This is a genomic window from Bacteroides sp. 51, assembly GCF_010500965.1.
Classification (GTDB): Bacteria; Bacteroidota; Bacteroidia; order Bacteroidales; family Bacteroidaceae; genus Bacteroides.
This window is the reverse complement of the sequence record NZ_QVMI01000006.1, coordinates 125934-151433: the sequence shown is the minus strand read 5'-3', so window position 1 is coordinate 151433 and position 25500 is coordinate 125934. Positions and strand designations below refer to the sequence as shown.

The window sequence follows — 25500 nt, the reverse complement described above, 5'->3', positions numbered from 1 at the left end:
TTTTCCTGTAGAATCTGATTATAGTGTCTCGCTACTGAAAGAAGAAACAGGCAAGCCGCCGGTTCCGAAGAGTTCGGCTTCTACATAGTCTTTGAAGGCATAACGTACGGCCTTGGGCTCTCCGACTAAGTGGCTGGATACAACGACAGTTCCTTTATCCTGATCTATATATGCTTTAGCTTTGACAAATACACCATTCTCTCCGGCTATTTCAAAAAGGGTGAGTTCTTTGTTATAGCTGGTCAATCCCATAAATTGATTAGAGAAGTGAATGATTGCTTTATTGCCATCTACTTCCATGCGCTCATAAGCCGGACTTTCACATTCAAAACCGGTACATCCGTAGGTTTTGGATAAAGCCAGCAGTGCCAGCCGTTGCCCGACCTCTTTCTTACGTGACGGATGTATCTGGAACTCCTCTCCAACATCCAGAGTTACAGCCATTGCACTATTCGGTATAAGAGTCAACGATTTTGTTTGCGACTCGCGCAAGTAGGCAGATATCTCAGGCCATTCGGGCGTAAAGAAGTTCCATTCTTTATAATCATAAGGGGCTATCTGTACAAAGTAGAACGGGAAGTCGCCCTTTTGCCATATCCTACGCCAATCTTTTATCATTGCCGCAACTGAAGGTGCATATCGTGGAACATTGAATATGTTAGACTCTCCCTGATACCATAACATACCTTTTATTCCATACCCTTGTATGGGATGTATCATACCATTATATAATAGAGTAGGTACATTTCCTATCCACGGAGAGGTTTCATCACTTTGGGGTGGAACCGGTATATCTTTAAATTCCCGGCAAGCCGCTTCCGTCATCCAGGCTTCTACATTAGAGCCACCGTAACTGGCGCTGATAATACCAATAGGAATATCAAGTTGTTCATTCAGCAGATCGGCAAAAAACCAACACACAGCACTACATTCCCCGGTTGTTGAAAGAGAAGCAGTTTCCCATTTTGCATCGGTGAAATCAGCTTGTGGTTTATATGCAGCCAGTTCGGGAATATTTATAAAATGTATCTTCCTATTCTTTGATCCAAGTATAGCCTCTGTAGAACCTGCTACGGGTTGATGTTGATATCCTTTCAGACGCATACTCATATTCGACTGCCCGCTGGCCAGCCAGACCTCACCTATATATACATTACTTAGCTCAATCCGATTGGAGCCATTTACACTCATAGTATAAGGGCCTCCGGCGGTTGGGGTAGTAATCTGGAGCTTCCACTGGCCGTTCTTATCTGCCGTGGCCTCATACGTTTTACTATCCCAGGAGGTGGTTATGTTGACCTTTGAGTCGCGGGGCGCCCACCCCCACACCGGTGTCTGCGTTTGCTGCTGCAACACCATGTTATCGGTAAATATGGCCGCCAGTTTAACATGCTGTGCAAAGACAGATAGTGGCATAAAAACCAACAGCATTGCCCATAATCTTAATACTCTCATATCTTCATGTTTTAATAAACTACATTATAAACTTCAATATTGAAATGCTTACTTTCACCTTCTTTCGACCAGCAGGTAATGGTTAGTGGAGATCCGGCATTCAGCAGTTTGGCATCAACCTCCCCCACTCCCCACGATAAACCGCTCCAGATCATCCGGTCATAATCAATCTTTACGGGTATATTCTTTTTTCCCTGACGTGCTATAATCTTTATAAATTCATTCATTTTAGTTCCATCCGGCGGCGCTCCTCCCCATGAGCGGAAAGGGTTGCCCCAACCATCAAGCTGACTAAACACAACACGTACCGTTCCCGATGGATTATAGAGTTGAGTCTCAACCGTATGATTATCTTTTATTTGCCATTCGGCTTTTAGCGAACTGATTTGTTGAGGGATAATCACATCTTCCTCATATTCCCAGTGATACTCGCCGGAATTATATTTGCCTGAACCTATCACTACGATTTGTTCAGGACCTATCGTTAATTTATTATTCTCTAAGACAGGAGAAAAACCTTTATCTGTAAAGAGGATACGTCCATTTGAATAATCACCAAAGGATAATTCCACTTCACGGATAGACTGTGAGGGGTTGACAAGGGTAAACAGCTTGCCATCCATAGCGTCTGCCTCATATCCGTACACTTCGGCTTTGCCTGGAATACCACCCACAATCGAAGTCCGGCCGAATTGTTGAAGTTGCAGATAGGTTTTCTGCACCTGTCCAAACCAATGGGCATCTTCGTCATTCAGCAAATCTATATTTCCATGATATACATTAAGCCAGCCTCCACGGGCAAGGTTCAGGATCAGCGAACTCTTCCAGGCAGCAATTCCTCTTTGGTAGCATGTTCCGGTTTTCCCGATCATAAACGAGCAGTTATCGATGCGTGCCAAGGGTAATCCGTTGAAAGCAAATTGTTGTACCATATGATCGCTATACATATCTTGCGAACGCCATACGTTCATCATAGGTACATCGGAGAAACGCGGATCACCGGAGTATAAGGTGTCGAAGATCTCTAACCAACGTGGGTCTACTGTTTTTCGGAAGGGCGCTATTGTGTTCTCCATTTCACCACCAAAACCGTTGTAAGCGATGAATAGAACATCCGGATTCTTTGCCCTGAACTTCTTTATGGCTTGTATAAAGGCGCATTTGTTGGCCTCCTCAATATCTGTCGGGAGCATGGTTCTTTTGGCCTCATCTGTAGCAGCATCAAAATAGGCAAAATCGAATTTGAACACGCCAACGCCCTGATCGACATACATTTGCAGTGTTTCCATCAGATGATTAAGATATCCTCCTTCGAAAAGGCTGAGTATGGCGCCATTTGATGTTTGAGAGCCTTCCCATTCGGGGATAAAATTCAGCATGGGCGAGCCACCGCTGTGAATCAGGTTGGTGGAGAACCAGAGTCCGGGGATAATTCTGTTCTCTTTGCACTTCTTTAGCCATTCGCCGGGGCCGTTGGGCCAGTGTTGTTTATGCCAGGTTCTATATCCTCCGTCTACATCGAACCAGAAGGCATCCATCATATAGCAATCCAGTTGCACTCCGTTTTTCTTTAGCCGAATAACTTCGTCTAGCATACGCATGCACAACTCTTCGGTCTGAGGAATATTATCGGATAATTCATCGTATGCGGACCAGTTGTTATAAACAGTCAAAGGTTGCTTTAGCCCAACGGACAGGGGTTGCCTGAACGTGAGTAGGGTTTCGGCATTGATCCGGAAGGTAATTGCCAGACAGAGGAGGGTATAAATGAGAGTTCTATGCATATCGGTTGAAAGTTTAAAAAGCCCATTTATCCTTCCATTCCACAACGGGTTTCCCTTCTTTGAAAGTAAGAGGAAGCCAAACATAACGGGAATCAATCAGGTTTGTTTTGTTCCAACGGTCGAACATGGCGATGTAGAAATTCTGTTTTCCTTCAACCGGAAGTACAAAGGTGCTTTGAGCATGATATGTATTATCGGCATCCGAACCGATACAAGGGTTTCCAATTACCCTCCATTCGCCGAGCATGGAGTCGGCTACGGCACACTCTGCCACATTCGGGTCCCAACCGGTACAGCCGGAACTGATCAGGTAATATTTACCTTCGTGCTTGAATACGGCGGGAGCCTCCCGCGAGAGGTTGATAAAGTTGCGTGTATATACACCCGTATGCTGGGTATATTCATCATTCAACAAGCCGATATATAGTGTTTTATTCCACTCCGAAGAGTAAATGTGATATGCCCGTCCGTCGTCATCTTTAAATAAAGTCTGGTCGCGGCTATCTTCTCCGTTTGGTTTGAAAGAGCCCAGATAAGTAAACTTCCCCGTGGGTGAATCGCTTATAGCAACACCAGCATGCGCTTTTTCATAATCGGGACTTTCAATGTGCATCCACATCACAAACTTCTTTGTTTTATCGTTGTAGATTACTTTAGGACGCTCTATCACCTGCGAGGGGTGCAGGTCTGATGTTTCATCTTCGGGGGTACTCGGCAATACGACTCCTTCGAAAGTCCAGTTTACCAAATCTTTAGACGAGTAGCAGGAAACGCCACCGGCTTCGGCACGCCAGCACTCCCATGTGGTGACCCAGTCTAAACGATAGGTGGAGTCGCCTTTGAACTCGCCATACCAGTAGTAAGTATCGTTATGGAACATGATTCCCCCGCCGTGAGCGTTTATCGGATTTCCCTCCGTATCGTTCCAAACTATTCCGGATATGATTTCCGCACTGTTTTGCTGAGGTTGTTTACAGGCATACGTACAGAATGCCAGGATACCAATTGCTATACTATAATATGTCAGTTTCTTCATTTCCATAATGTGTCTATTAATTGTTTAAATTCATGGTTTAATGGCTAGATCAAATACATAGTCGTTAGTCAGGAGGTTGATATCTTTTTTATATTCTACCGGTTTACCTTTGACTTTTACGTTTTCAATTGCAGTATTCCGCACGGCATACATATCCGATTTCCCGATGATTTGTGAATGAACCTGTTCTATATCACAGTGGATATTAATGTTCTTTATCACCACATTTTCGATCATGCAATCTCCGGCACATGGCCGCCAGGAGGTATCGGTTATTTCAAAATCAATCATCCGCGGTGCTTCTACGCCGTTATATTCAAAAGATTCAATGTTTATATTTTCAAAAACGATATGGTGTACAAGAGCCGAGTCGTATGCGTTGATCACCATAGCCCGCTTACATTTCACGATATCAATATCCTTAAATGTGATGTTTTTAAAGTGTTCCACACAGGTTTCGGTTCCTATTTTGGTTGCCGCTGAATTGCTTAGCGTAACGATCCGTTCAAACCGTATATTTTCGGTATTGAATTGATGTTCGGCATCCAGGCCTTTAACCACCAGGTTATCGTCGCCACAATGCAGTATGCCATTGACTAATGAACAATGAACAGAAGAGTCAAAATCAATGCCATCTGTATTATTCCAGTTCTCTGCGGGCCGGTTGTTGAGTACTTTGATGTTTCTGAGGTTTACGTTTTTAGATCTATACACCCGGGCATTCCAGAAACAAGGATCGAGCAACAACGGCCCATTCATATTTATGTCTATACAGGTTGAGATATAGATCAGATAATAACCCTGCCCACCGTTTTCACGCAAACCGGTGTAACCCGATCCGTCAATCGTGCCATGCCCGAAGATTTGAATATGCCTTGCACTATTCATGTAAAGCAATGCTTTATCCGGAAAATCAATGGTATCGGTACTGGCTTTGATACAGGCATTGGGAGCCAGAAAGATGCGGGCATGATCGGGCAGGTTCAGCTGACCGGTTTTGTATGTACCATCGGGTATGTAAAGGATGCTTCGTTCCCTGGCAGTTTCATCGATAGCGCGTTGCAACAGACTGGTAGATAAAGTATGGCCTGTATTGTCAACATCATAATCGAGAATATTCGTTATTTTTACATAAGCAGACTCCAATGGTTCCTCTATCGGAGTATCTATCATCAGGAAGAGGTATTCCAGTTCATTGATTTTAATGATGAGGTATTCCGGTTTATCTAGTGTAAAAGACAACTCTTTACCGTCGACACATCCAACAATACCCCGACTCAGCGGACTTATGGAATATGTTTGTATCTCTTCTTTCGCTTTTACTTTGATGTTTATTGATTTGCTGTCGCTTAATGTATAATGAACAGCATGCACAGGAATATCGAATTGCCCGAACATGTGAACAAACTGCTCCTGACCATCCATGCGAACTTCGAACGATGTGCTTTTCGTTATGAATGATCCATTTGCTTCCACTTGAAAGAAACAAACCAGTAACAAAACAAACTTTATTTTAAGAATCATGTTTCTCATTTCCACTCTATAATTTTAGAACTGTAAACATATCTCACTACACCATCTTCATCACTCATCTGTTCAGATGCTTATTTTTCCTCTCTCAGCCCCATCCACAATATGCTGTGAGGCCGATTTTGCGTTTGCGGCAAACATCAACCTGCGTTTGCGGCAAACGTCGATCGATCTTTGCGGCAAACGCGAGTTCGTGTTTGCCGCAAACGCAAAACGTTGTTTCGAAGAGGATATATCATGTAAACATTTATCTGGCATTAACAACTAGTATTTGCTCTTCAAAACCTTCAACCTTAACCCGGAGTTTCATATTCCCCTTGTCTGCCAATGGTTGAAGAATAGCCAATGCCCTGCCTTTATATGTTCTCGGCGTAAGAGAACGAAAGCTCTCCATATCTGTGGGACAGGCATTTCCTGCTGCCAGTATCCGGCCATTACCTGATATGCTCAATGCCAGTTTCACATCTGCATCAGGAACAATATTGCCTCGCTCATCAATCAGCTCAATTTGCACATAGGAGAGATCGTTTCTGGTATTCTGTAATTCTGTCCGGTCGGCCACCAAACGGATGCCTACGGGAGAACCGGTTGTTGTCAACACGATTGATTCTTGTTCTACATCCCCGCCTACGCCTACTGCTTTCAACTCGCCCGGTTGATACTCCACGTTGAAACCTGCCGAGTATTTATGAATGCCGTCTTCTTCTGTTTTCTTTTCGGCCAGCAGGTTTCCATTCAGATATAATCTTACGGACGGATAGCGGGTATATACTTTCACATTCATATCCGCTCCTTCATGCCCACTCCAATTCCAATGGGCTTCTTCGTCGGGCCAACCCCAGTAGCTGACTTTCTCTTTATACCCCTCGCGAATGGGCCGGTGAACGAGCATCGTGATAGGGCTTTCCCGCCAAAGTACATCGCGCAGGGCTGCTTGCGGTTTCTTGTTTCCACAAATGTCAATATCGCCACACCAGGCATTAAACCACGGCCAATCAAGAAACTGAGGAGGGTCTTTCTCACCGTTTTTTACATTTAGTGCATGACCGATGCCGGACTCTCCGAGATAATCAATGGCTGTCCAGATAAAATCGCCGATGATAGTGGGGTGTTTCTCTACAAGATCCCAGTTTACGGCACGCTCCATAGCGGTAGTCTCACTACCATAAATAACCCGTTCGGGGTAGCGTTTGACATCATTTTCATATTCCCACCACATGTAGTTATAGCCGCAAACGTCGAGAGAAGCAAAAGCAGCGGGCGAATCACTCCATTTCAAGTGGGGATTGTCCCAATAATCGTTTACGGCAGCCGTCACAGGGCGCGTATTGTCATATTTCCGTACGATTGTTTTTAACCTTTGGGCTATTTCAACGCCAGATGAGTCGGAACGTTCTTGTATCTCATTTCCAATACTCCACATAATAACGGAAGGGTGGTTACGATCACGGAGCACCATAGAAGCCAGGTCTCTCTCATGCCATTCATCGAAAAAGCGATGATAATCTTGCGGCGTTTTTTGTTTCTGCCACTGGTCGAAAGCCTCATCTATAACCAACAATCCCAATCGGTCACAAGCTTCCAGAAACTTCTCCGACGGTGGGTTGTGGGCAGTGCGTACGGCATTGAATCCATTGGCTTTTAACAGCTCAACCTTTCGCTCCTCGGCACGGTCTATGGCAACAGCACCTAACAATCCGTTATCGTGATGTACGCAACCGCCTTTTAGTTTCAAGGGCTGGCCGTTTAAAAGAAAACCCTCTTGGGCAGAGAAAGATATCTCACGGATTCCGAAAGGAACAGAAAGAAAATCCTTTAACGCTCCTTCTACTTCCAATCTGATATCGGCCGTATAAAGAACAGGAGAATCGACAGACCACCTTTGAGGATTCAGAATCTCGAAGGAAGGGCGGATGGTCTTGGTTTCTGCCACACCTATCCCTTCCCCGATCTTCTGCTTAGATACAATTTGGTTGGATTGATCTTTTATGATAACGGTTATCGTACTATTTTGCTCTTCTGCCGATTGGTTCGATACATCAATAGCCAGTTCTACCCTCGCTTTATCACCGGGCAATGCCTGCGTTGTAATAAAGACGCCCCATTCGTCGAGGTGAAGTTTATCGGTCGAAATCAACCACACCGGGCGATAAATCCCCGATCCGGCATACCAACGGCTGTTACGACCTTCGTTCTTTACTTTCACGGCAACCGTGTTTTCTTCTCCCGGAGGATGGCAGTGATCTGTTATGTCACAGAAGAAGGAAGTGTAGCCGTAGGGTTGATAAGAAACCTGTTGCCCATTCATCCAAACTTCCGACTCCATATAGACGCCTTCGAAATAGAGAAGTTGACGTTTATGAGCGTCCCCAGCCGGGATTTTAAATGATTTCTGATACCATGCAACTCCGCCTTGTGTCTGCCCAATGGCTATTCCACCTTCGCTCCTGGCAAAGGGCATTTCCATGCTCCAATCATGAGGCACCGGCGAGGCGCCGGAGCCAGGTTTCGATTCCGCATGGAAACCTGGGTGCAGCGCCTCGCTGCTCCACCCTTCATTAAAGCTCTGTTTACGAACAAATTCTCCCTCACTCGCATCCGTACACGCCATAAGAATAACCATAGCGAAAGCAAGAGTTGCAACGTATCTTAATCTACACCCCATTTGTTCTATTATCTATTTTACACCTATTGAAATATGCGCATCCGGCAAACCAGTAGCTTTTACAGTCAGATGGATGTTTCCGGCTTTCTTTTCCGATTTTAGAATAGCCAGGCATTGCCCCCGCCAAGCCTTACGGTAATCCTTCTGAAAACTTTCGGTACTCATCGGATTTGAATTGGCTACGGCAATCAGGGAACCTTCTCCGGAAACCTCAAATGTAACCAGATGATCGGCCAGTGGGTTTACATTTCCTTCGGCATCAATCAGTTCCACAGTAATATAGCTCAAATCCTGTCCGTTGGCCGAAAGCATGGTTCTATCGGCAGTGACTCTTATGTTTGCAACCTCGCCGGCGGTCTTTAATTGGGAGGTCGTAACCTCTTGCCCTTTGATATAACCTTTAGCTTCCAGAACACCTTCCTGATAAGGCACTTTCCAGCCTAATTTGTTTTTAGCATCCGTTGTATTCGTTCTCCGTCCTAAAGATTCGCCGTTAAAGAACAACTCACTCTCCTCACATGCAGTATATACCCAAACATTCAAATCCTGCCCCGCACAACCATCAAAGTTCCACGAATGGATCTCGTCGGGCCAATCCCATACACTCCAATCTTCTTTTCTGGGGTTCAAGCGGAAAGAAGGAACGGGTGGAGTTATACTGATATACGTCATTGACGTATTGCTCCATAATGTTTCCCGGTAATAAGACTGCGGACGCCTGATACCACAAACATCTATATCGCCACAATAGGCCAGATAGAAAGGATAAAAGCTTTGCTCCAGATAGTAGCCATACCAACCAATGCTTGCTTCGCCGATATAATCGAACGATGTCCAGATGAAATCACCAATCAGCCAGTCGTACTTCTCCACATCTTTCCAGTAATCATAAGCCTGGCTGGCATACGACTCGGAAGCATAAATCAGTTGTTCCGGATGACGTTCGTGTCCCGACACGTACTCCCGGGGAGAATAATTATATCCGGCTACATCAAGAGTAGCCAGGTAAGCATCTTTCAACTCCGAGACTGAATTGACACCCGCCGTTACAGGACGTGTATCATCTATCGAACGGGTGTATTCGGCCAATTGTCGGGACAGATCTGCCATTTCCGCCGTATCGTTCTGTTTGATTTCATTCCCGATACTCCACATAATAACCGAAGGATGGTTGCGATCTCGTATAATCATTCGCTCCAGGTCAAGCCGCCACAATTCATCGAAACGCTTGGAATAATCTTCCTCAAAGTGTCCGTACCTCCAGACGTCGAATGCTTCGTCAATAACCAGTATTCCCAACCGGTCGCAGGCATCAAGCAAAGCAGGCGATGGTGGATTGTGCGCCATGCGAAGGGCATTGAATCCAGCCTCTTTATGAAGTTCTACTTTTCGCTCTTCGGCACGGTCGAACGCCATAGCTCCCAGCGGACCATTATCGTGGTGTATACAACCGCCTTTAAGTTTTAACGCTTCGCCGTTCAGAAAGAATCCTTTCTCAGGATCGAAAAGGATAGAACGTATCCCGAAGGTTTCTTTTGTTGAATCGACAATATTACCACCTTGTATAACCTCCGATACCAGAGTATACAAATGGGGGGTATCGACCGACCATAGATTCGGATTACTTACTATTAATTCCTGATTGACGATCAGCTTTTCGCCTTTAATTATATTACACTCCTGTTGGCTTTGTCCAACTACCTGGTTACCGGAATTTAATATCTTAAGCCGAACCACTGGCTGTACAGGCTCACCGGTATCATTGATTAATGTGGTCGAAACAGCAACTTTAGCTACTTGTCCGGAAACTTCCGGAGTAGTTATAACCGTGCCGTAATGATCGATATATAAAGGCTCGGTAGCTGTCAGCCAAACATGCCGATAAATGCCGGAACCGGAATACCAACGGGAGGTTACCGTCTCGCTCTTTACCTGAACAGCCAGCAAGTTATCTGCACCATATTTGAGATACGGAGTTATATCATACCCAAAAGTAGAGTAACCATAAAACTCATTCCCTACATGCCGGCCGTTAACCCAAATATCAGAGTTCATATATACCCCATCGAAACGGACATAAAACCGCTTTCCTTCTTCGGCGTTAGCGATATGAAAGTGCTTTCTGTACCATCCGATACCTCCGCGCGTAAAACCGCTCGCCACACCGTTTATCACGGTTGAGTCGAAAGGAGAGTCCGTGCCCGGAATATCTTCGATAGTCCAATCGTGAGGAAGACTAAGCTTCCTCCACATTGAATCATCCAGAGTGGGTTGCTCACCGTTTGCGACATCGCCATAGTGAAAGAGCCAGTTATCATCAAGTAATCGGATACGAGGCGAAGTGCCCGTTTCATTACAGCTGATAAAAGCAATAGCGAATAAAAGGGAGATTATGATATGGTTCCTTTTCATCATTTTATTTACTTACCTCCCCATTCCACGGCCTGAACAATAGCCTTGTTATTATCCAGTTCGCCCTGAGGAATAGGCCATACTTTTGATCTGGCCTCGCCAACATATCCAAATTCGGATAGTTTTGAATATTCGCGCCAACGTTTTAGGTCAAAATAGCGAAGTCCTTCAAAAGCGAATTCTACTCTACGTTCATGCTTGATGACATTTAGCAGGCTACCTGCATTGGCAATCTCGGCGGCTGTTACGTGAGGCATATTCACACTGGCACGGTCGCGTACCTGGTTGATCAATCCTTCTATCTCTGTCTGACTGCCGCCACTATTAGCCAAAGCTTCGGCACGCATCAGGAGTACATCGGCATAACGGAGCACATAATAATCCTGATCGTCGAACCACTTTTCTGTAACCGTGTAGTCCTGATATTTATTAATACGTCCGGCAATAACCTGTTCCCAATTAATCCAGTCATCGCTCACCCAATCTTCTTTCAGACGGATGTTATATTCAAACCGCGGATCTCTGTTTGCAAAATCCAACAGTTCATCTTTCGTATAAGAGGACTGAGCTACGGGGTTTCCATCTATATCATAATATTCGTCCATAAGATCATTGGTTACACCGATAGGACTATAAAATTCTTCATTATTACGAGTAGAAAGGAACCCCCTCATTTTATTATCCGTTCCATCAATGGCAGAACTAAACCGAACGGCAAAGATTACTTCCTTGCTTGTGTTTCCTGCTTCGCTGAACAACGTCAGATAATCATCTTCCAGTGTATAATTCATAGTCATTACTTTGGAAGCAGCATCGGCAGCATCGGCCCACATTTCATTGTGTAAATAGATGCGACAAAGTAACGCCCATGCAGCTCCACGAGTTGCTCTTCCTCTTTCACTGGCCGCAATAGTAGTGGGCAAAGCATCCGACTGAGCTACAGCTTTCAGATCATCAGTGATGAACTTTACCACATCAGCCTTCGGACTGACAGGTATATAACCATTCTCGGTAGGTTCCGTAGAAAGAGATACATCGCGGAATAAAGATGTCAGATAGTTATAGTAGAAAGTGCGTAGGAACTTCGCTTCGCCTATGATACGGTCGGCATCGGCCTGTATTATGTTCTCTTCTTCCATTTGTGGTACATAATAAATCACTTCATTACATCTGGCTATGCCTTTATAGCATACCTTCCAAACAATATCTACCAATTCGCACGAAGGAGAAAGACTGCCCCAACTCAATGGCATCTCGGAAGGCGACCAAAACCACCATCCGCTGTATCCGTCGGTCGTTCCGAACCCGTCCAGCGACCGGGGGTCGGCTGCATTATAGTAGTTATAATATAAGCCCTGTTCCTGCAAAACACTGTAGCAACCTGCCAACATGGCTTCAGCCTCTGCTTTGTTGTTCCAATAGTTACCGGCCGAGGCCTCCGAAGGATTTTCGCGATCCAGAAAGTCGGAGCAAGAAGGCAGCGTAAATCCTAATCCTAAAAGGAATGCGGTTATATATATATTTATCTTTTTCATAACGAATATATTGTATTAAGATTTATAGATTAATATTTAATCCCACTGAATATGTTTTGGCATTCGGATAGGTACAGTTACTACTATCGGCAGCGTATTTCTCGGGATCGAAGTTCTTGATATCCGAAATAGTGAACAAGTTTTGTGCCGACACAAAAACTCTCAGGCGTTGTACCTTAATTTTGTTAAGTAGAGCAGGACTAAAACTATATCCGAGTTCGATGTTCTTCAGACGAAGGTAGGATGCGCTCTTAATCCAGAAAGAAGAAGGAGTTTCGTTATACTTATTTCCTAAAGCCGGGTATGTTCCTTGTGGATTTTCGGTTTCATGGTATCTGTTCCATACCGCTTTTGTTGCACTTCCATTTCCGGAAGGATAATCTATTACAATACGGTCTACATCACCAACACCCTGGAAGAATGCAGAGAAGTCGAATTGCTTGTATCCGGCATTCAGGTTCAAACTGTATGAAACCTTTGGGAATGGATTACCAATAACAGTACGGTCATGGTCGGTTATCTCGCCATCGGGCACACCGTCCGGACCACTGATATCTTTATAGCGAATATCGCCAACACGTGGTTTACCAAAACCAACAGGCATGTTATCTACTTCTTCCTGAGAGGTATATAGCCCGTCGGCTACATATCCGTAATAAGAGCCGATGGGATGTCCGGCAAGGTTGATTGTCCATTCGTCGATCCAGTCCTCACGCCCGTTTACGCTTGTTACCTCATTCTTCACCTGGCTAAGATTGATGTTAGCACCAAAGGTGAAATCATTCCAACGGTCGTTATAGCCCAAACCAAGATCCCAACCACGGTTCTTCACTTCGGCGGCATTCACATACGGAGCATCATTCACACCGATGATAGCACTTACGGGAAGTTTCAACAAAATATTCGAAGAAACCTTATTAAAGTAGTCGAACGTAAGATTAAACTTCTTCAAAAGCACAAGGTCCAAGCCGATATTGGTTGTTGTTGTTGTTTCCCATTTGATGTCCGGGTTGGCAGCAGCCGACAGGGCAGCTCCCAGTACTTTAGCATCGCCCCATATATAGTTATTCTTACCCAACATATAGGTCTGTGCATAAGGGTAGAAACCAATGTCCTGATTACCTAGCTTACCCCAACTGGCGCGGAGTTTCAAAGCATCTACCACTCCCTGATCTTGCATAAAAGCTTCTTCAGCTATATTCCAGCCGGCAGATACGGAAGGGAAATAACCTACCCGGTTCTTCTTAGGAATTCTTGATGATTCGTCGCGACGAAGGTTAGCTTCCACCAGATACCGACTCTTATAAGAGTAGTTGATTCTTCCGAAAAAAGAGCGTAATGCAGCTTCCTCTTCGCGTCCATACGAAGAGGTGGTTTGAGCCGCATCCATAGAATGAACACCATTGGATAAGAAACCTTCGCCTCTGGCCTCAGAATATTTATTCCCATTAAACTGAGACGATTGTCCGATCAGGAAGTTAAAAGCATGTGCTTCTGCCAGGTCGAAGTTGTAAGTAATAAGGTTCTCGTTAATCCACTGACGTTGCAGGATGCGGTTTTCTTCCAATGCCTGAATTCCGCTTGTGATGTATGTGCCGTCTGCTTTATAATGTTTATATATAGGAGTGAAGGCAGATGTAGTGGCTTCGTTATACTGATAAGCAAAGCTTGTTTTAAAATGTAAGTTCTTTATGGGTTCGATATCCAGGAATACCTTTCCATCAAACTTATAAATATTTTCTTTGCTTGGGTATGTAGTCATTTCTACCGGATTGCTTTGGTATGTCGGGAATTGTGGATTTCCATCATATTGTCCCCACTGTCCGTTATTATATTTCACTGGAACGGTAGGACGGGCATGGTCTACGGCTTGATTGAATACATTCCATGTACCACCCAAAGGCTCGGTTACTTTTTGATAGCTACCAGCTGTATTCAATCCTAGTGTAATGATGTTCAAATACTTTGTATCGGCATTCAGTCTGAAATTGACACGTTCCGTGTCCGTACCTTTCATGATACCGTCCTGTTGCATATAGCCCAATGAAGCCAGATAATTGGAGTTCTGACCGCCACCTGTCATAGACAGATAATGATTCTGAATCGGTGCAGTGCGGAATACTTCTTTCATCCAGTTGGTATTAGCAAAGTTTTCACGGTCTGTTCCGTCTTTCATCTTTGCAATCATATCTGCCGTATAGTTACGGTTCGGTGCATCTTCGCCCAATGCATTATTTTGTTCATTGAAGAGGGTGGCCCATTGCCATGAGTCTACGAATTTAGGAAGAACCGTAGCCTGTTGAACCCCATACGAGCCATTGTATGACAGTTTATTGGATTCATTGCCCCGTTTTGTAGTTACCAGAATAACACCATTTGCAGCTCTCACCCCATAAATTGCGGCAGAAGCAGCATCTTTCAATACGGATATATTCTCAATATCGTTTGGTGAGACATTACTTAAAGACCCTTCTACTCCATCAATCAACACCAGAGGATTACTGTTTCCGAACGTACCGATACCACGAATGCGTATCTCTACATCACCGTCTCTACCGGGTTGGGCCGAGAAATTACTTACGGTAACCCCGCTCATACGTCCCTGCAACAAACTGGCCGTATTGGATACGGGAATGTCTTTAATGTCATCAACACGCAAAGAAGATACAGCCCCTGTAAGGTTGGCTTTCTTCTGCACGCCATAACCTACAACAACAACTTCATCCAGAAATTCGGTTGCTTCTTGCAGAGTAACATTATATCTTCGTTGATTACCGGTCAGAGCAACTTCCTCACTCTTATAACCAATATAAGAAAAAACAAGCACAGACCGGTTTGTGGTTGGAACATCCAGACTATAGTTACCATTCAGATCTGTAATAGTTCCTGTTCCTGTACCTTTTAAGGATACGCTTACGCCAGGTAGTCCTTCTCCCTTAGCATCCGTAACCAGACCATTTAAGTTAATAGTTTGGGCTATCAAAGGAAGGGCACCAAACAACAGAAGAATAAGTGGCATACTCATCTTCTTCCAAAGTGTCTTTTTCATTTCCATAGTATCACATTAGTTTTTAATTGTGGTTTTCGAACTATATTGTGAGATCAAAGTTGCCTCTTTTAAATTTAGTTCGATAACACAAAACTGCCAATTTATAACAGTTGCGGTAATTGGCTGATAATTAACAGAGTGCTATATATCTTTCGGCCCTATTTTCTCTCTGGTTTAAGAGCCAGATAACTTTAAAAGATAGTAATTTGTTATTGACCATTCCTATTTATTATCATTCGGAACAGTAGATTTTTCCGCATCAAAGTTTATTCCCGATTTTCGGGCTTGTACATGCTGCAACCGACGGTTAATGTGATATAGTTTTCCTTCTTTAATTAGCTTTGCTCCGGTTTGTTTGAACCAGAACGAAACATTCTGCTCCACACATAAATTACGCAAATCCATAATCCAATCGAAATCACAAGGACGGGCTTCATAACCCGACTCTCCACCGGCAACAACCTGCTCCGCCCATGAGCCAATATCAAATGGACGTAAATCAATTTGTTCTAAAAGCGGCTCACAGATAATGATTTTATGTTTTATCGGAGCATCTTTATAAATAGGTAGCCGAAAATTCACCCTGTCTTGATTTTCAACGGTGCAGCAAATGGTTACATTATCATACCCTTCGCCCCAATCGTCCGGTAAAGAGACGTGTAGGCGATCAATGCGTTTGGTTATCATCATAAACTGTAAATCGTTCCGGATTCGCATCATTTTCCATGCATCCGCACGCCATTCATCAGCATCTTCTACAAAGAAATCGGAAGTAAAACAGGTGTAGACCATTGACCCCGGAGGTATTTTATACTCTCCGTTCCGTTTCTTCTGAATCGGAAGATCAAAGTTTTGAGTTTTGGATATAATGCTACTGTCAACACCCCGTTTCGAGTCGCCCCGGTAAACGTAGCAATATTTGCAACCCGCACTCAACTTATGACAACCATGCCACGGGTTCCACATTTTAGATTTTGACTCAATAGCGTTTTTAGCCATACTTACCTGTTCTCAGAAAGGGTAATAAAACACCAAGCAAATATATATAAAAATTATCTTATCACCTTTTGAGCCAAAGCTAAAAAATAGATTTAGGTTATACCATCGTTTGAACAATAGTCACTACATTAAGAACATTCATTCACTCCATCATTCAATACAATACATATCTTTGCCTACATATAACATTAACCGCATGAAAAAACCAATCTATTTACCTTTATTACTCACCGGATTACCGCTTATTTCAGCTTATTCCGCCAATCCGCAGAAAGAAAACAAATCTTCAAAACCCAATATCATCTTTATATTAACTGATGATATGGGTTACGGAGATATCGGTATTTATGGAGGAAACTTTGTTCCTACTCCTCATATTGACCAAATGGCACAGGAGGGGATTCGATTTGAACAATATTACAGTGCTTCGCCCATCAGTTCACCTTCGCGTGCCGGGCTACTTACAGGTATGTACCCTGCTCAGTGGAATATTACCAGCTACCTACAAACCAGAAAAGGAAACCGGGATGCCGAAATGGCCGACTTCCTCGATACTAATGCCCCAACCTTACCCCGCGCAATGAAAGCCGGAGGATATAAAACCGGACATTTTGGAAAATGGCATTTAGGAGGAGGCCGGGATGTGGATAACGCACCTGGATTTGCCTTATATGGATACGATGAGTACGTCAGCACCTATGAAAGTCCAGACCCCGACCCACTATTAACCTCAACCAATTGGATATGGGCAGCCAGTGACAGCATTAAACGTTGGAATAGAACTGCTTACTTTGTAGATAAAACCCTCGATTTTCTGAAAAGAAACGAAGGTGAACCTTGTTTTATTAACTTATGGCCCGATGATATGCACACCCCCTGGGTGGGAGATATGGAAGAGCAAGACCTTTTCCCGAAAGGCGTACAAACAGAAAAGAATTTCAAAACCGTACTCAGGGAATATGACAAACAAATAGGTCGGTTACTACGAGGTATTAAAGACCTGAATCTGGATAATAACACCATTGTCATCTTTACCAGTGACAACGGTCCGGCACCCAGTTTCCGGGGAAGCCGGGCGGGAAATATGCGGGGATGCAAGGCGTCCTTGTTTGAAGGAGGAACCCGTATGCCCTTTATTATCTGGGATACAAAAGGACAGATTCCAGAAGGAAAGGTAGACGACTCCAGTGTTGTAAGTGCAGTAGATATGTTTCAGAGCTTATGCCATATTGCGGGAGTAAATACCCCAAATGGTTATTTGAAACAGACTGACGGAACAGATATGAGCAAAGCACTGCTGGGTACTCCGCAGGAAAGAAAAAAAGAAATATACTGGGAATATAGAAGGAATGACAACAAAGCTTTCCCCAAGCCCAAAGGAGAAGAAGATGCTAGTCCCAATGTTGCTATCCGGAAAGGCGACTGGAAATTATTAGTAAATCATGATGGGTCTGACGTCATGCTATTCAACTTACGGGAAAATCCACAGGAAACGGTGAATATCAGTGCAAACCACCCTGCAATTACGGAAGAATTAAAAGAGAAGGCACTGAAATGGCGGGCTTCCTTACCTGAACCGCAGAGTTACGCGGATTAACACAGAGTTTTTATTTCTAATTTATGCCTTTGCGCAACTCTGCGTAACTCTGCGGTTAAAAAAGAATTGTAAAATAAAGCTTAACAAGATATATATGAAAACATCCCAAATACCCTCTTTATTATTGGGTTCGCTGTGCATTGCCTCTACCGGAAATGCCTTTGCACAGCAACAGGAAAATGAAAAAATGAATGTCGTTATCATACTGGCCGATGATCTGGGTTGGGGAGATGTGGGCTTCCATGGAAGCAAAATCATGACCCCCAACCTAGATAAGTTGGCCAGGGAAGGTATTGAAATGACCCGCTTCTATACCGCACCCGTAAGTTCACCTACCCGTGCGGGACTGATGACGGGAAGGTACCCCAACCGTTTCGGCATCCGGGAAACCGTTATTCCACCCTGGCGGGACTTCGGCCTCGACCCGGAAGAGGAAACACTGGCCGGCATGTTGGGTAAAGCCGGATATGCCAACCGGGCAATCATCGGCAAATGGCACCTGGGACATTCACGCAAAGCGTATTATCCACTTGAAAGAGGGTTCACCTTCTTCTATGGTCATCTAAATGGTGCTATCGACTATTTCACTCACGAACGTGAGGGGGAACTAGACTGGCACCGCAACTGGGAAACGTCATATGACAAGGGATATTCTACGGATCTGATCACCAGTGAAGCCGTAAGTTGCATCGATCAATATGCCGGACAATCTTCTCCTTTCCTACTCTATGTGGCTTACAATGCACCGCACGGTCCGCTACAGGCTAAACCGGAAGATCTGGCGCTTTATACTGATAATCCGGAGGCACTGGATAAAAAAGAAAAGAAAGTTGCTACCTTTTCCGCCATGGTGACTTGTATGGACAGAGGAATAGGCGAAATCATGGATGCCTTGAAAAAGAACGGAATAGAAGAAAATACCCTGGTGATATTTTTTAGCGATAATGGCGCGGAACCCAATGGTGGCGGAACGAACCGCCCGCTACGCGGATCAAAGTTTACCGAATGGGATGGTGGTGTCCGTGCGCCGGCTATTATCTCCTATCCTGCCGGGTTCAAAGGAGATCGCAAAATAGACCAGATCACCGGGTTTGTGGATATCATGCCTACCATCCGGGCCATGCTGAATATTCCGGGTGAGCCTCACCGTCCGTTCGACGGAATGGATATTTCGTCTTTGCTTACCGGAAAGACACAAAAAATAGATCGTGATTTCTATCTGGGTTGCGGAGCGGTAGTCAATCAACAATTCAAATTCGTTTTACCCGATAAGAATAGAAGAATGAAACTGGAATGCGATTTCATTTCCTACTATCCGCAAGATCCTTATGAGAAGGAGAATGTAGCAAACAAATTCCCGAATGAAGTCAAACGGTTGAAAAGGATTGCCGAAAAATATGACGCTATACAACCGCCGTTCAAGGTGTTGCCCTATAACGAGGGGAAAGAGGATTTCGTTGCACCCAAGGAATGGAAGATAGAACAATAACTCTATGATTGGTTATTAAGAGCTTGATATTTGATATTCTATTTGATATTCTATATAAGAAATCAGTTTTCTAATCTATCTGTAAGGCTTTCAGCCTTACAGATAGATTTTGTTATCCATTAATATCGGATATCATTAACTGTACTAGCTGTATTAACTGTAACTGCACTAACTCCATTAACTCCACATAAACACTTTTTGCCTTACAAATAGACCACATCTTTAAACTTTTCCTGTTCAACCATGTCATATATCCATATAAACTTTAACTTCGTACACTTACTAAACGGAACACCCAATAAACTAAACGGAATCCCCAATAAAATGCCTGTCATAGACAACCCTCATTTTGGAAAAAACTAAATCCACATATCACCTGTCCAGAATAACCCTCAGTATACTGATGTTTATTATAAGTTCCGTAGCGATAGCACAGTCTCAAAGCAACAGACTCAACGGAAGAATAGTAGATAGCGAAACCAAAGAAGCCATTCCTTTTGCATCAGTGCAACTTCTTGCCTTACCAGATAGTACATTTATCAGTGGTACAGCCACACAGGCAGACGGGCGGTTTGCTCTTTCACTCCCTCAACATAACACCAAAACATACCTCCTGCAAATCTCCTTTATAGGCTATGCACCCATAAACCAGGCAGTGAAACCCTCCGGTAAAAACCTCGATCTGGGCGAAATCCTCCTCGCACCGGATGGCATTACGTTAGACGAAACAGTCATCACAGCCAATGCCGTCATGGCCATTACCGAAAACGACACCACCGTATACAACTCCTCGGCCTACCGCACCCCAAGCGGCTCTATGCTCGAAGAGTTGGTAAAACAATTACCCGGCAGCGAAATAACCTACGACGGACGCATACTTATCCAGGGAAAAGAAGTCAAAAAAATATTAGTAGATGGAAAAGAATATTTTGCCGACAATCCCAAAACTGTACTGAAAAACCTACCAGTAGAAATGGTAGAAAGGATAAAAGCCTACGAACGCCAATCCGATCTGGAACGCCTTACCGGAGTCGATGATGGTGAAAACGAGATGGTACTCGACTTATCTGTAAAAAAGAACATGAAAAACAATTGGGTGGAAAACTTCTTTGGCGGCATAGGAAACAAAAGCCGATATGAAGTGGCTAATACGCTCAACCATTTCAGGGACGACCTACAATTTACAGCCATCGGCAACCTGAACAACACCAACAATCAGGGCTTTGCGGAGATACAAAGAGAATCCTCCAATGCCAGCGGGAACACCCTTAACCGACAAGGAATCACCATCTCGCGCTCCCTAGGCATGAACCTCAGCAAAGACTGGTCGCGGGTAAAGATGCGCACCAACATACAATATGGAAATACCGACAACGCGACAGCAAACAAAACAATAGTAGACAACTTCCTGAAACAAGAAAAATCTATCACAGAAGGCACGAACAACGGAAGAAACAAAGCGGAAAATCTCGTAGCCAATGCCTATCTGGAATGGAAGATAGACCCGGTTACCAACCTCGTATTCCGTCCTACGATGCGCTATTCCTCTTCCAACCGGCACAGTACGGGATATCAGAAAAGCTGGACAGATGATGTTGCTGTCAATGAAAAAGAGTCCGACAACCGGAATGATAACTCGTTGTTCAATACGAATTTCATCCTTCAGGTCAACCGCAAATTCAGCAAAAAAGGCCGCAACATCGCGCTCCGGCTGGACTATGGTATCAACAATTCCTCTGCCGACCGGTTGAACTATTCTACTACCCGATACTTCAAATCGGGAAACGAACGGCTGATCAATCAAAAAATAGATAATACAGGCGATGGAGCCAATTACCGTTTACAGCTGGTCTATGCCGAACCGCTACCGAAAGCGCATTTTCTGCAATTCCGTTATAGCTATCAATACCGGACAGCAACTTCGGACCGCCGGGCATACAACTGGAATGAAGATACAGGTGGGTTTGAGGAAGACCCCGATACACTCAACAGCAACTTGTTTAAGAATCAATATAGCAACCACTTGTTCAACATCGGACTGCGGAGTGTAAAAAAGAAATATAACTATACGATCGGCATCGACCTCGAACCACAGAAATCAGTCAGCCGGACAACGGTAGAAGGCATTGAAAAGCACAGCATGACCAAGAACGTACTAAACTTCTCGCCTACGCTCAACTTCAAATACAAATTCTCCAAACGATCAAACTTACAAATTATCTACCGCGGAAAAAGCCGCCAGCCCAATATACGCGACCTCCAACCGATAGCCGACATGACCAACCCATTGAACATCCGCATCGGTAACCCGGAGTTGAAACCCTCTTATATCAATTCATTCAACCTGAATTACAATTCATATAACATCAAACACCAGCGGAACATCATCCTGCAAATCGTGGCGGAGAACACCATCAACAGCGTAACCAACCAGGTGACGTATGACAGTGAAACCGGCAACCGGGTTACCACGCCCGTCAATGTAAACGGCAACTGGCGACTACAGAGTTCTTTTTCTTTGAATACGCCATTCAGAAACCGGAACTGGATTTTCCAAACCTACACCAATCTTCGGTATAATAAAACCAACGGCTTTACAACGATCAACAAAGAAGATCCACAGAAAAGCATCGTCCGCCACTTTATGGGTCGTGAACGGCTAAAACTGACATATCGTTCCAAATACATGGAAATTGCCGCGCGTGCCGATGCCATTTACAATTACTCTTTAAACAATGTTCGCGATACGCACACCCGGACGTGTGACCTTGTGACGGGAACAGACCTGCAAGGATACTTGCCTTGGAACCTTGAAGCATTCAGCGACTTCTCCTATCACCTGCGCACGGGATACGGATATACAGGGAATGCCAAAAACAGTTTGATCTGGAACCTGCAACTCTCCCGGTCGTTCTTCAAAGAAAAACAGCTCCTTCTGCGATTTAAAGTTTATGATATACTGAGACAGGAAACATCCGTAATCCGCACCATTACGTCCACAGCCATGCGGGATGTAGATTATAATGTACTGGGAAGTTATTTTATGTTTCACGTAGTGGTGTCATTGCATTAACGCCACACTTTGGTGAACAATAATGCGGCTAAAAAGAACATTTCTTCTTATCTCCCGTCCGGTAAATTTGTATGTTTGCGTATTGAATCTAACTAAATGATAAAACCATGAGATCATTACATACTAAAAAGATCCTTTTTCCTTCCCTGGCACTAACTGCTTTATGTTCCGCTGCCGGAGCACAAACGCCTCAGCGCCCCAATGTGGTACTTGTTATTGCAGACGATTGCCGGATGCTCGATCTGGGTTGCTACGGTAGCCCGGATGCTATTACACCCAACATTGACCGCCTGGCAACAGAAGGATTAAAATTCAATAACTTCTTTCAGGCCACAGCCATGAGTTCGCCTACGCGTCATTGTTTGCTCACAGGGCAGTATCCGGTGCGTTCGGGTGCTTATCCTAATCATACATTTATTAATGAAGGAGTAAAAACATTGCCTCACTACCTGAAAGAGAATGGCTACCGGGTGGCACAACAAGGAAAGCGACATTTCAATCCGCTCTCTTCCTTCCCATTCGAATATCTGGATGGTAAGGAAGAGAAGAAACTGAAAGACATTAATCCCGAATTGATAGAATCGTTCCTTGCAGATGCATCATCTTCACAAACGCCTTTCTTCCTGTATCTGGCTTCCAATGACCCGCATTCACCGTGGACCAGAGGCGATCGTTCGCTATTCGATGCTAAAAAGCTCAGCCTGCCTCCTACCCTGGTGGACACAGAAGAAACCCGTGAGGAATATGTTAAGTATCTGGCCGAGATCAATCAATTAGATTCGGACGTGGGCAAAATTGACCGGCTGATTGAGAAGTATGGTTTAAAAGATAATACTATATTTATCTTTACCAGCGAACAGGGGCATTCCTTCCCGTTTGCGAAATGGACCTGCTACAGTGCCGGATTGCAAACCGGATTCATCATCCGCTGGAATGGAGTAGTAAAAGCCGGTACGGAAACCAACGCCATGTGCGAATATGTGGATGTGACACCAACCATTATGGATATGATTGGGGGTAAAATTCCGAAAGAGGTAGACGGGAAAAGCTTCCTGCCTGTGATTACGCAAGGGAAAGAGAAGTTTAAAGAATATACTTACTCTATTCAAACCAGCCGGGGAATAATGGCGGGGCCGGATCATTATGGCATTCGTTCGGTTCGGGACGCACAATACCGGTATATCCTAAATCTTACACCAGAGATGGAATTCTCATGCCACTCCACCCGTAAAAAGGACCTCGTTTGGGCTTCATGGCAGAAGAAAGCCAAACAGGAAGAGTTTGCCCGTGAACGGGTAACCGCCTATCAGGAGCGTCCGGCCGAAGAACTTTACGATATCATAAACGATCCGTTCGAAATGCATAACCTGGCACAGGACCCACAATATGCTGCGATAAAGAAATCTCTTCAACAGAAACTTAAGAAATGGATGAAACAGCAAGGAGATAAAGGACAGTCAACGGAAATGGATGCCTTTGAGCATATGTGGGGCAAACACAAAAGTGCCAAACAATCCCAAGAGTAAAAACGACTCATTCATAAGACCACGTTGATGAGCAAAACCATCTTATTTAACCCTTTATCCAAGCCTCTTTATGTGATGGCAAAGCCGGTAGGAGCATTCTGTAACCTGAGTTGCTCTTACTGCTATTATCTGGAAAAAGAGAAACTATATCCGGGGCGGAAACACACGCAAATGAGCGATGCATTACTCGAACGATATATTGAATACTATATACATTCCCAACCCATACCCGAGGTCATGTTTGCATGGCATGGAGGAGAAACTCTTCTGGCAGGAATTCCTTTTTATCGCAAGGTTCTCCTTCTTCAAAGAAAATATGGACGCGGACGAAATATTGTCAATACACTGCAAACCAATGGTGTTCTCCTGAATGATGAGTGGTGCCGCTTCTTCAAAGACAATAATTTTCTGGTTGGTATCTCTCTTGACGGACCGGAACATTGCCATGATGTATATCGAAAGAACAGAGGTGGAAAGGGTACTTTCAAGGATGTAATGCGGGGTGTCGAACTTTTACAAAAGTACCAGGTTGATTTTAATATTCTTTCCGTCATCAACGATTATAATGTACAATTCCCGTTGGATGTCTATCACTTTTTCAAGGAGATCGGAGCGCATTATATACAGTTCTCGCCGATTGTTGAAAGGATCAGCCATTCCAGAAGTGATGGGTTGCAACTAACTCCACCCCACAGATCGGACGATGCTACGCTCGTCCAATGGACAGTTGGTGCTAAAGCGTTCGGCCAATTCTACATTCGTATTTTTGATGAGTGGGTGCGAAATGATGTGGGACAGTATTTTATACAATTATTTGATGCCACCTTAGCCAATTATGTGGGTGAGATGCCGGGCACGTGCATCTTTGGAAAGACCTGCGGACATGCTTCGGCTATGGAGTTCAACGGCGATGTCTATGCTTGTGATCATTTTGTGTTTCCGGAGTATAAGTTAGGCAATCTTTTCTCTAATACTTTTATTGAAATGATGCTTTCTGAGAAGCAGCAACGCTTTGGAAATGATAAATTCGACAAACTCCCCAGGCAATGCATTGAATGTAAGTTTCAACGGTTGTGCAACGGCGAATGTCCAAAGAATCGCATCATAACCGATGCATATGGAAATGAGGGGTTGAACTACTTGTGCGAAGGTTATCGTTCTTTCTTTGCCCATTCTCTGCCTTATATGGAATTCATGGCCAATGAGTTGCGTTTCAAGCGTTCACCGGCCAATGTTATGTATTGGGCAAGAAAAGGATAACGATTTTCTGTTATTTGTGATATGGTAGAGCATTATAATAGTTATTCTTTTTGGGGGGGAGTGAGTGTTTCTGAATGGTTATGATGTAAA

At 44.2% G+C, this 25500-nt stretch carries 14 protein-coding genes; 5 read left to right on the top strand and 9 right to left on the bottom strand.

Annotation, left to right across the window (positions count from 1 at the left end; translation table 11 throughout):
* Positions 1-18: 18 nt before the first annotated feature.
* The 9 genes from D0T87_RS07040 to D0T87_RS07000 form a co-directional block, all read right to left on the bottom strand.
* Positions 19-1455 (bottom strand): sialate O-acetylesterase, encoded by a 1437-nt coding sequence (locus D0T87_RS07040; RefSeq protein WP_163174196.1) that lies wholly within the window; start codon positions 1453-1455, stop codon positions 19-21.
* 11 nt (positions 1456-1466) lie between these two features.
* Entirely contained in the window at positions 1467-3239 is a 1773-nt protein-coding gene (locus D0T87_RS07035; protein ID WP_239063532.1) for a hypothetical protein, read from the bottom strand.
* 13 nt (positions 3240-3252) lie between these two features.
* Entirely contained in the window at positions 3253-4281 is a 1029-nt protein-coding gene (locus D0T87_RS07030) for a glycoside hydrolase family 43 protein (protein WP_370526822.1), read from the bottom strand.
* A 24-nt stretch (positions 4282-4305) separates the two neighbouring features.
* Entirely contained in the window at positions 4306-5808 is a 1503-nt protein-coding gene (locus D0T87_RS07025) for a glycosyl hydrolase family 28 protein (protein ID WP_163174194.1), read from the bottom strand.
* 244 nt (positions 5809-6052) lie between these two features.
* Positions 6053-8470 (bottom strand): glycoside hydrolase family 2 TIM barrel-domain containing protein, encoded by a 2418-nt coding sequence (locus D0T87_RS07020; protein ID WP_163174192.1) that lies wholly within the window; start codon positions 8468-8470, stop codon positions 6053-6055.
* A 12-nt stretch (positions 8471-8482) separates the two neighbouring features.
* Complete coding sequence (locus tag D0T87_RS07015; protein WP_239063530.1) at positions 8483-10885, bottom strand: glycoside hydrolase family 2 TIM barrel-domain containing protein; 2403 nt, start codon at positions 10883-10885, stop codon at positions 8483-8485.
* A 5-nt stretch (positions 10886-10890) separates the two neighbouring features.
* Positions 10891-12417: a RagB/SusD family nutrient uptake outer membrane protein gene (locus D0T87_RS07010; RefSeq protein ID WP_163174190.1), complete on the bottom strand. Its 1527-nt coding sequence runs from the start codon at positions 12415-12417 to the stop codon at positions 10891-10893.
* A 22-nt stretch (positions 12418-12439) separates the two neighbouring features.
* The gene (locus tag D0T87_RS07005; protein WP_239063529.1) at positions 12440-15466 is read right to left on the bottom strand and encodes a TonB-dependent receptor; all 3027 of its coding nucleotides are present in this window, start codon (positions 15464-15466) and stop codon (positions 12440-12442) included.
* Between the two features lie 222 nt (positions 15467-15688).
* Complete coding sequence (locus D0T87_RS07000; RefSeq protein WP_163174186.1) at positions 15689-16465, bottom strand: DUF5131 family protein; 777 nt, start codon at positions 16463-16465, stop codon at positions 15689-15691.
* A 196-nt stretch (positions 16466-16661) separates the two neighbouring features.
* On the opposite strand from D0T87_RS07000, the gene D0T87_RS06995 reads away from it, so the two are divergent.
* The 5 genes from D0T87_RS06995 to D0T87_RS06975 all read left to right on the top strand — a co-directional run bounded on the left by D0T87_RS06995 (position 16662) and on the right by D0T87_RS06975 (position 25410).
* The gene (locus D0T87_RS06995) at positions 16662-18062 is read left to right on the top strand and encodes a sulfatase (protein ID WP_163174184.1); all 1401 of its coding nucleotides are present in this window, start codon (positions 16662-16664) and stop codon (positions 18060-18062) included.
* A 94-nt stretch (positions 18063-18156) separates the two neighbouring features.
* Positions 18157-19551 (top strand): sulfatase-like hydrolase/transferase, encoded by a 1395-nt coding sequence (locus D0T87_RS06990; protein WP_203558627.1) that lies wholly within the window; start codon positions 18157-18159, stop codon positions 19549-19551.
* Between the two features lie 403 nt (positions 19552-19954).
* Positions 19955-22624, top strand: coding sequence for a TonB-dependent receptor (locus D0T87_RS06985; RefSeq protein ID WP_163174181.1), 2670 nt, complete (start codon positions 19955-19957; stop codon positions 22622-22624).
* A 107-nt stretch (positions 22625-22731) separates the two neighbouring features.
* On the top strand, positions 22732-24150 hold the full coding sequence (locus tag D0T87_RS06980; RefSeq protein WP_163174179.1) for a sulfatase: 1419 nt from the start codon (positions 22732-22734) through the stop codon (positions 24148-24150).
* Between the two features lie 27 nt (positions 24151-24177).
* Complete coding sequence (locus tag D0T87_RS06975) at positions 24178-25410, top strand: anaerobic sulfatase-maturation protein (RefSeq protein WP_163174177.1); 1233 nt, start codon at positions 24178-24180, stop codon at positions 25408-25410.
* Positions 25411-25500 lie beyond the last annotated feature (90 nt).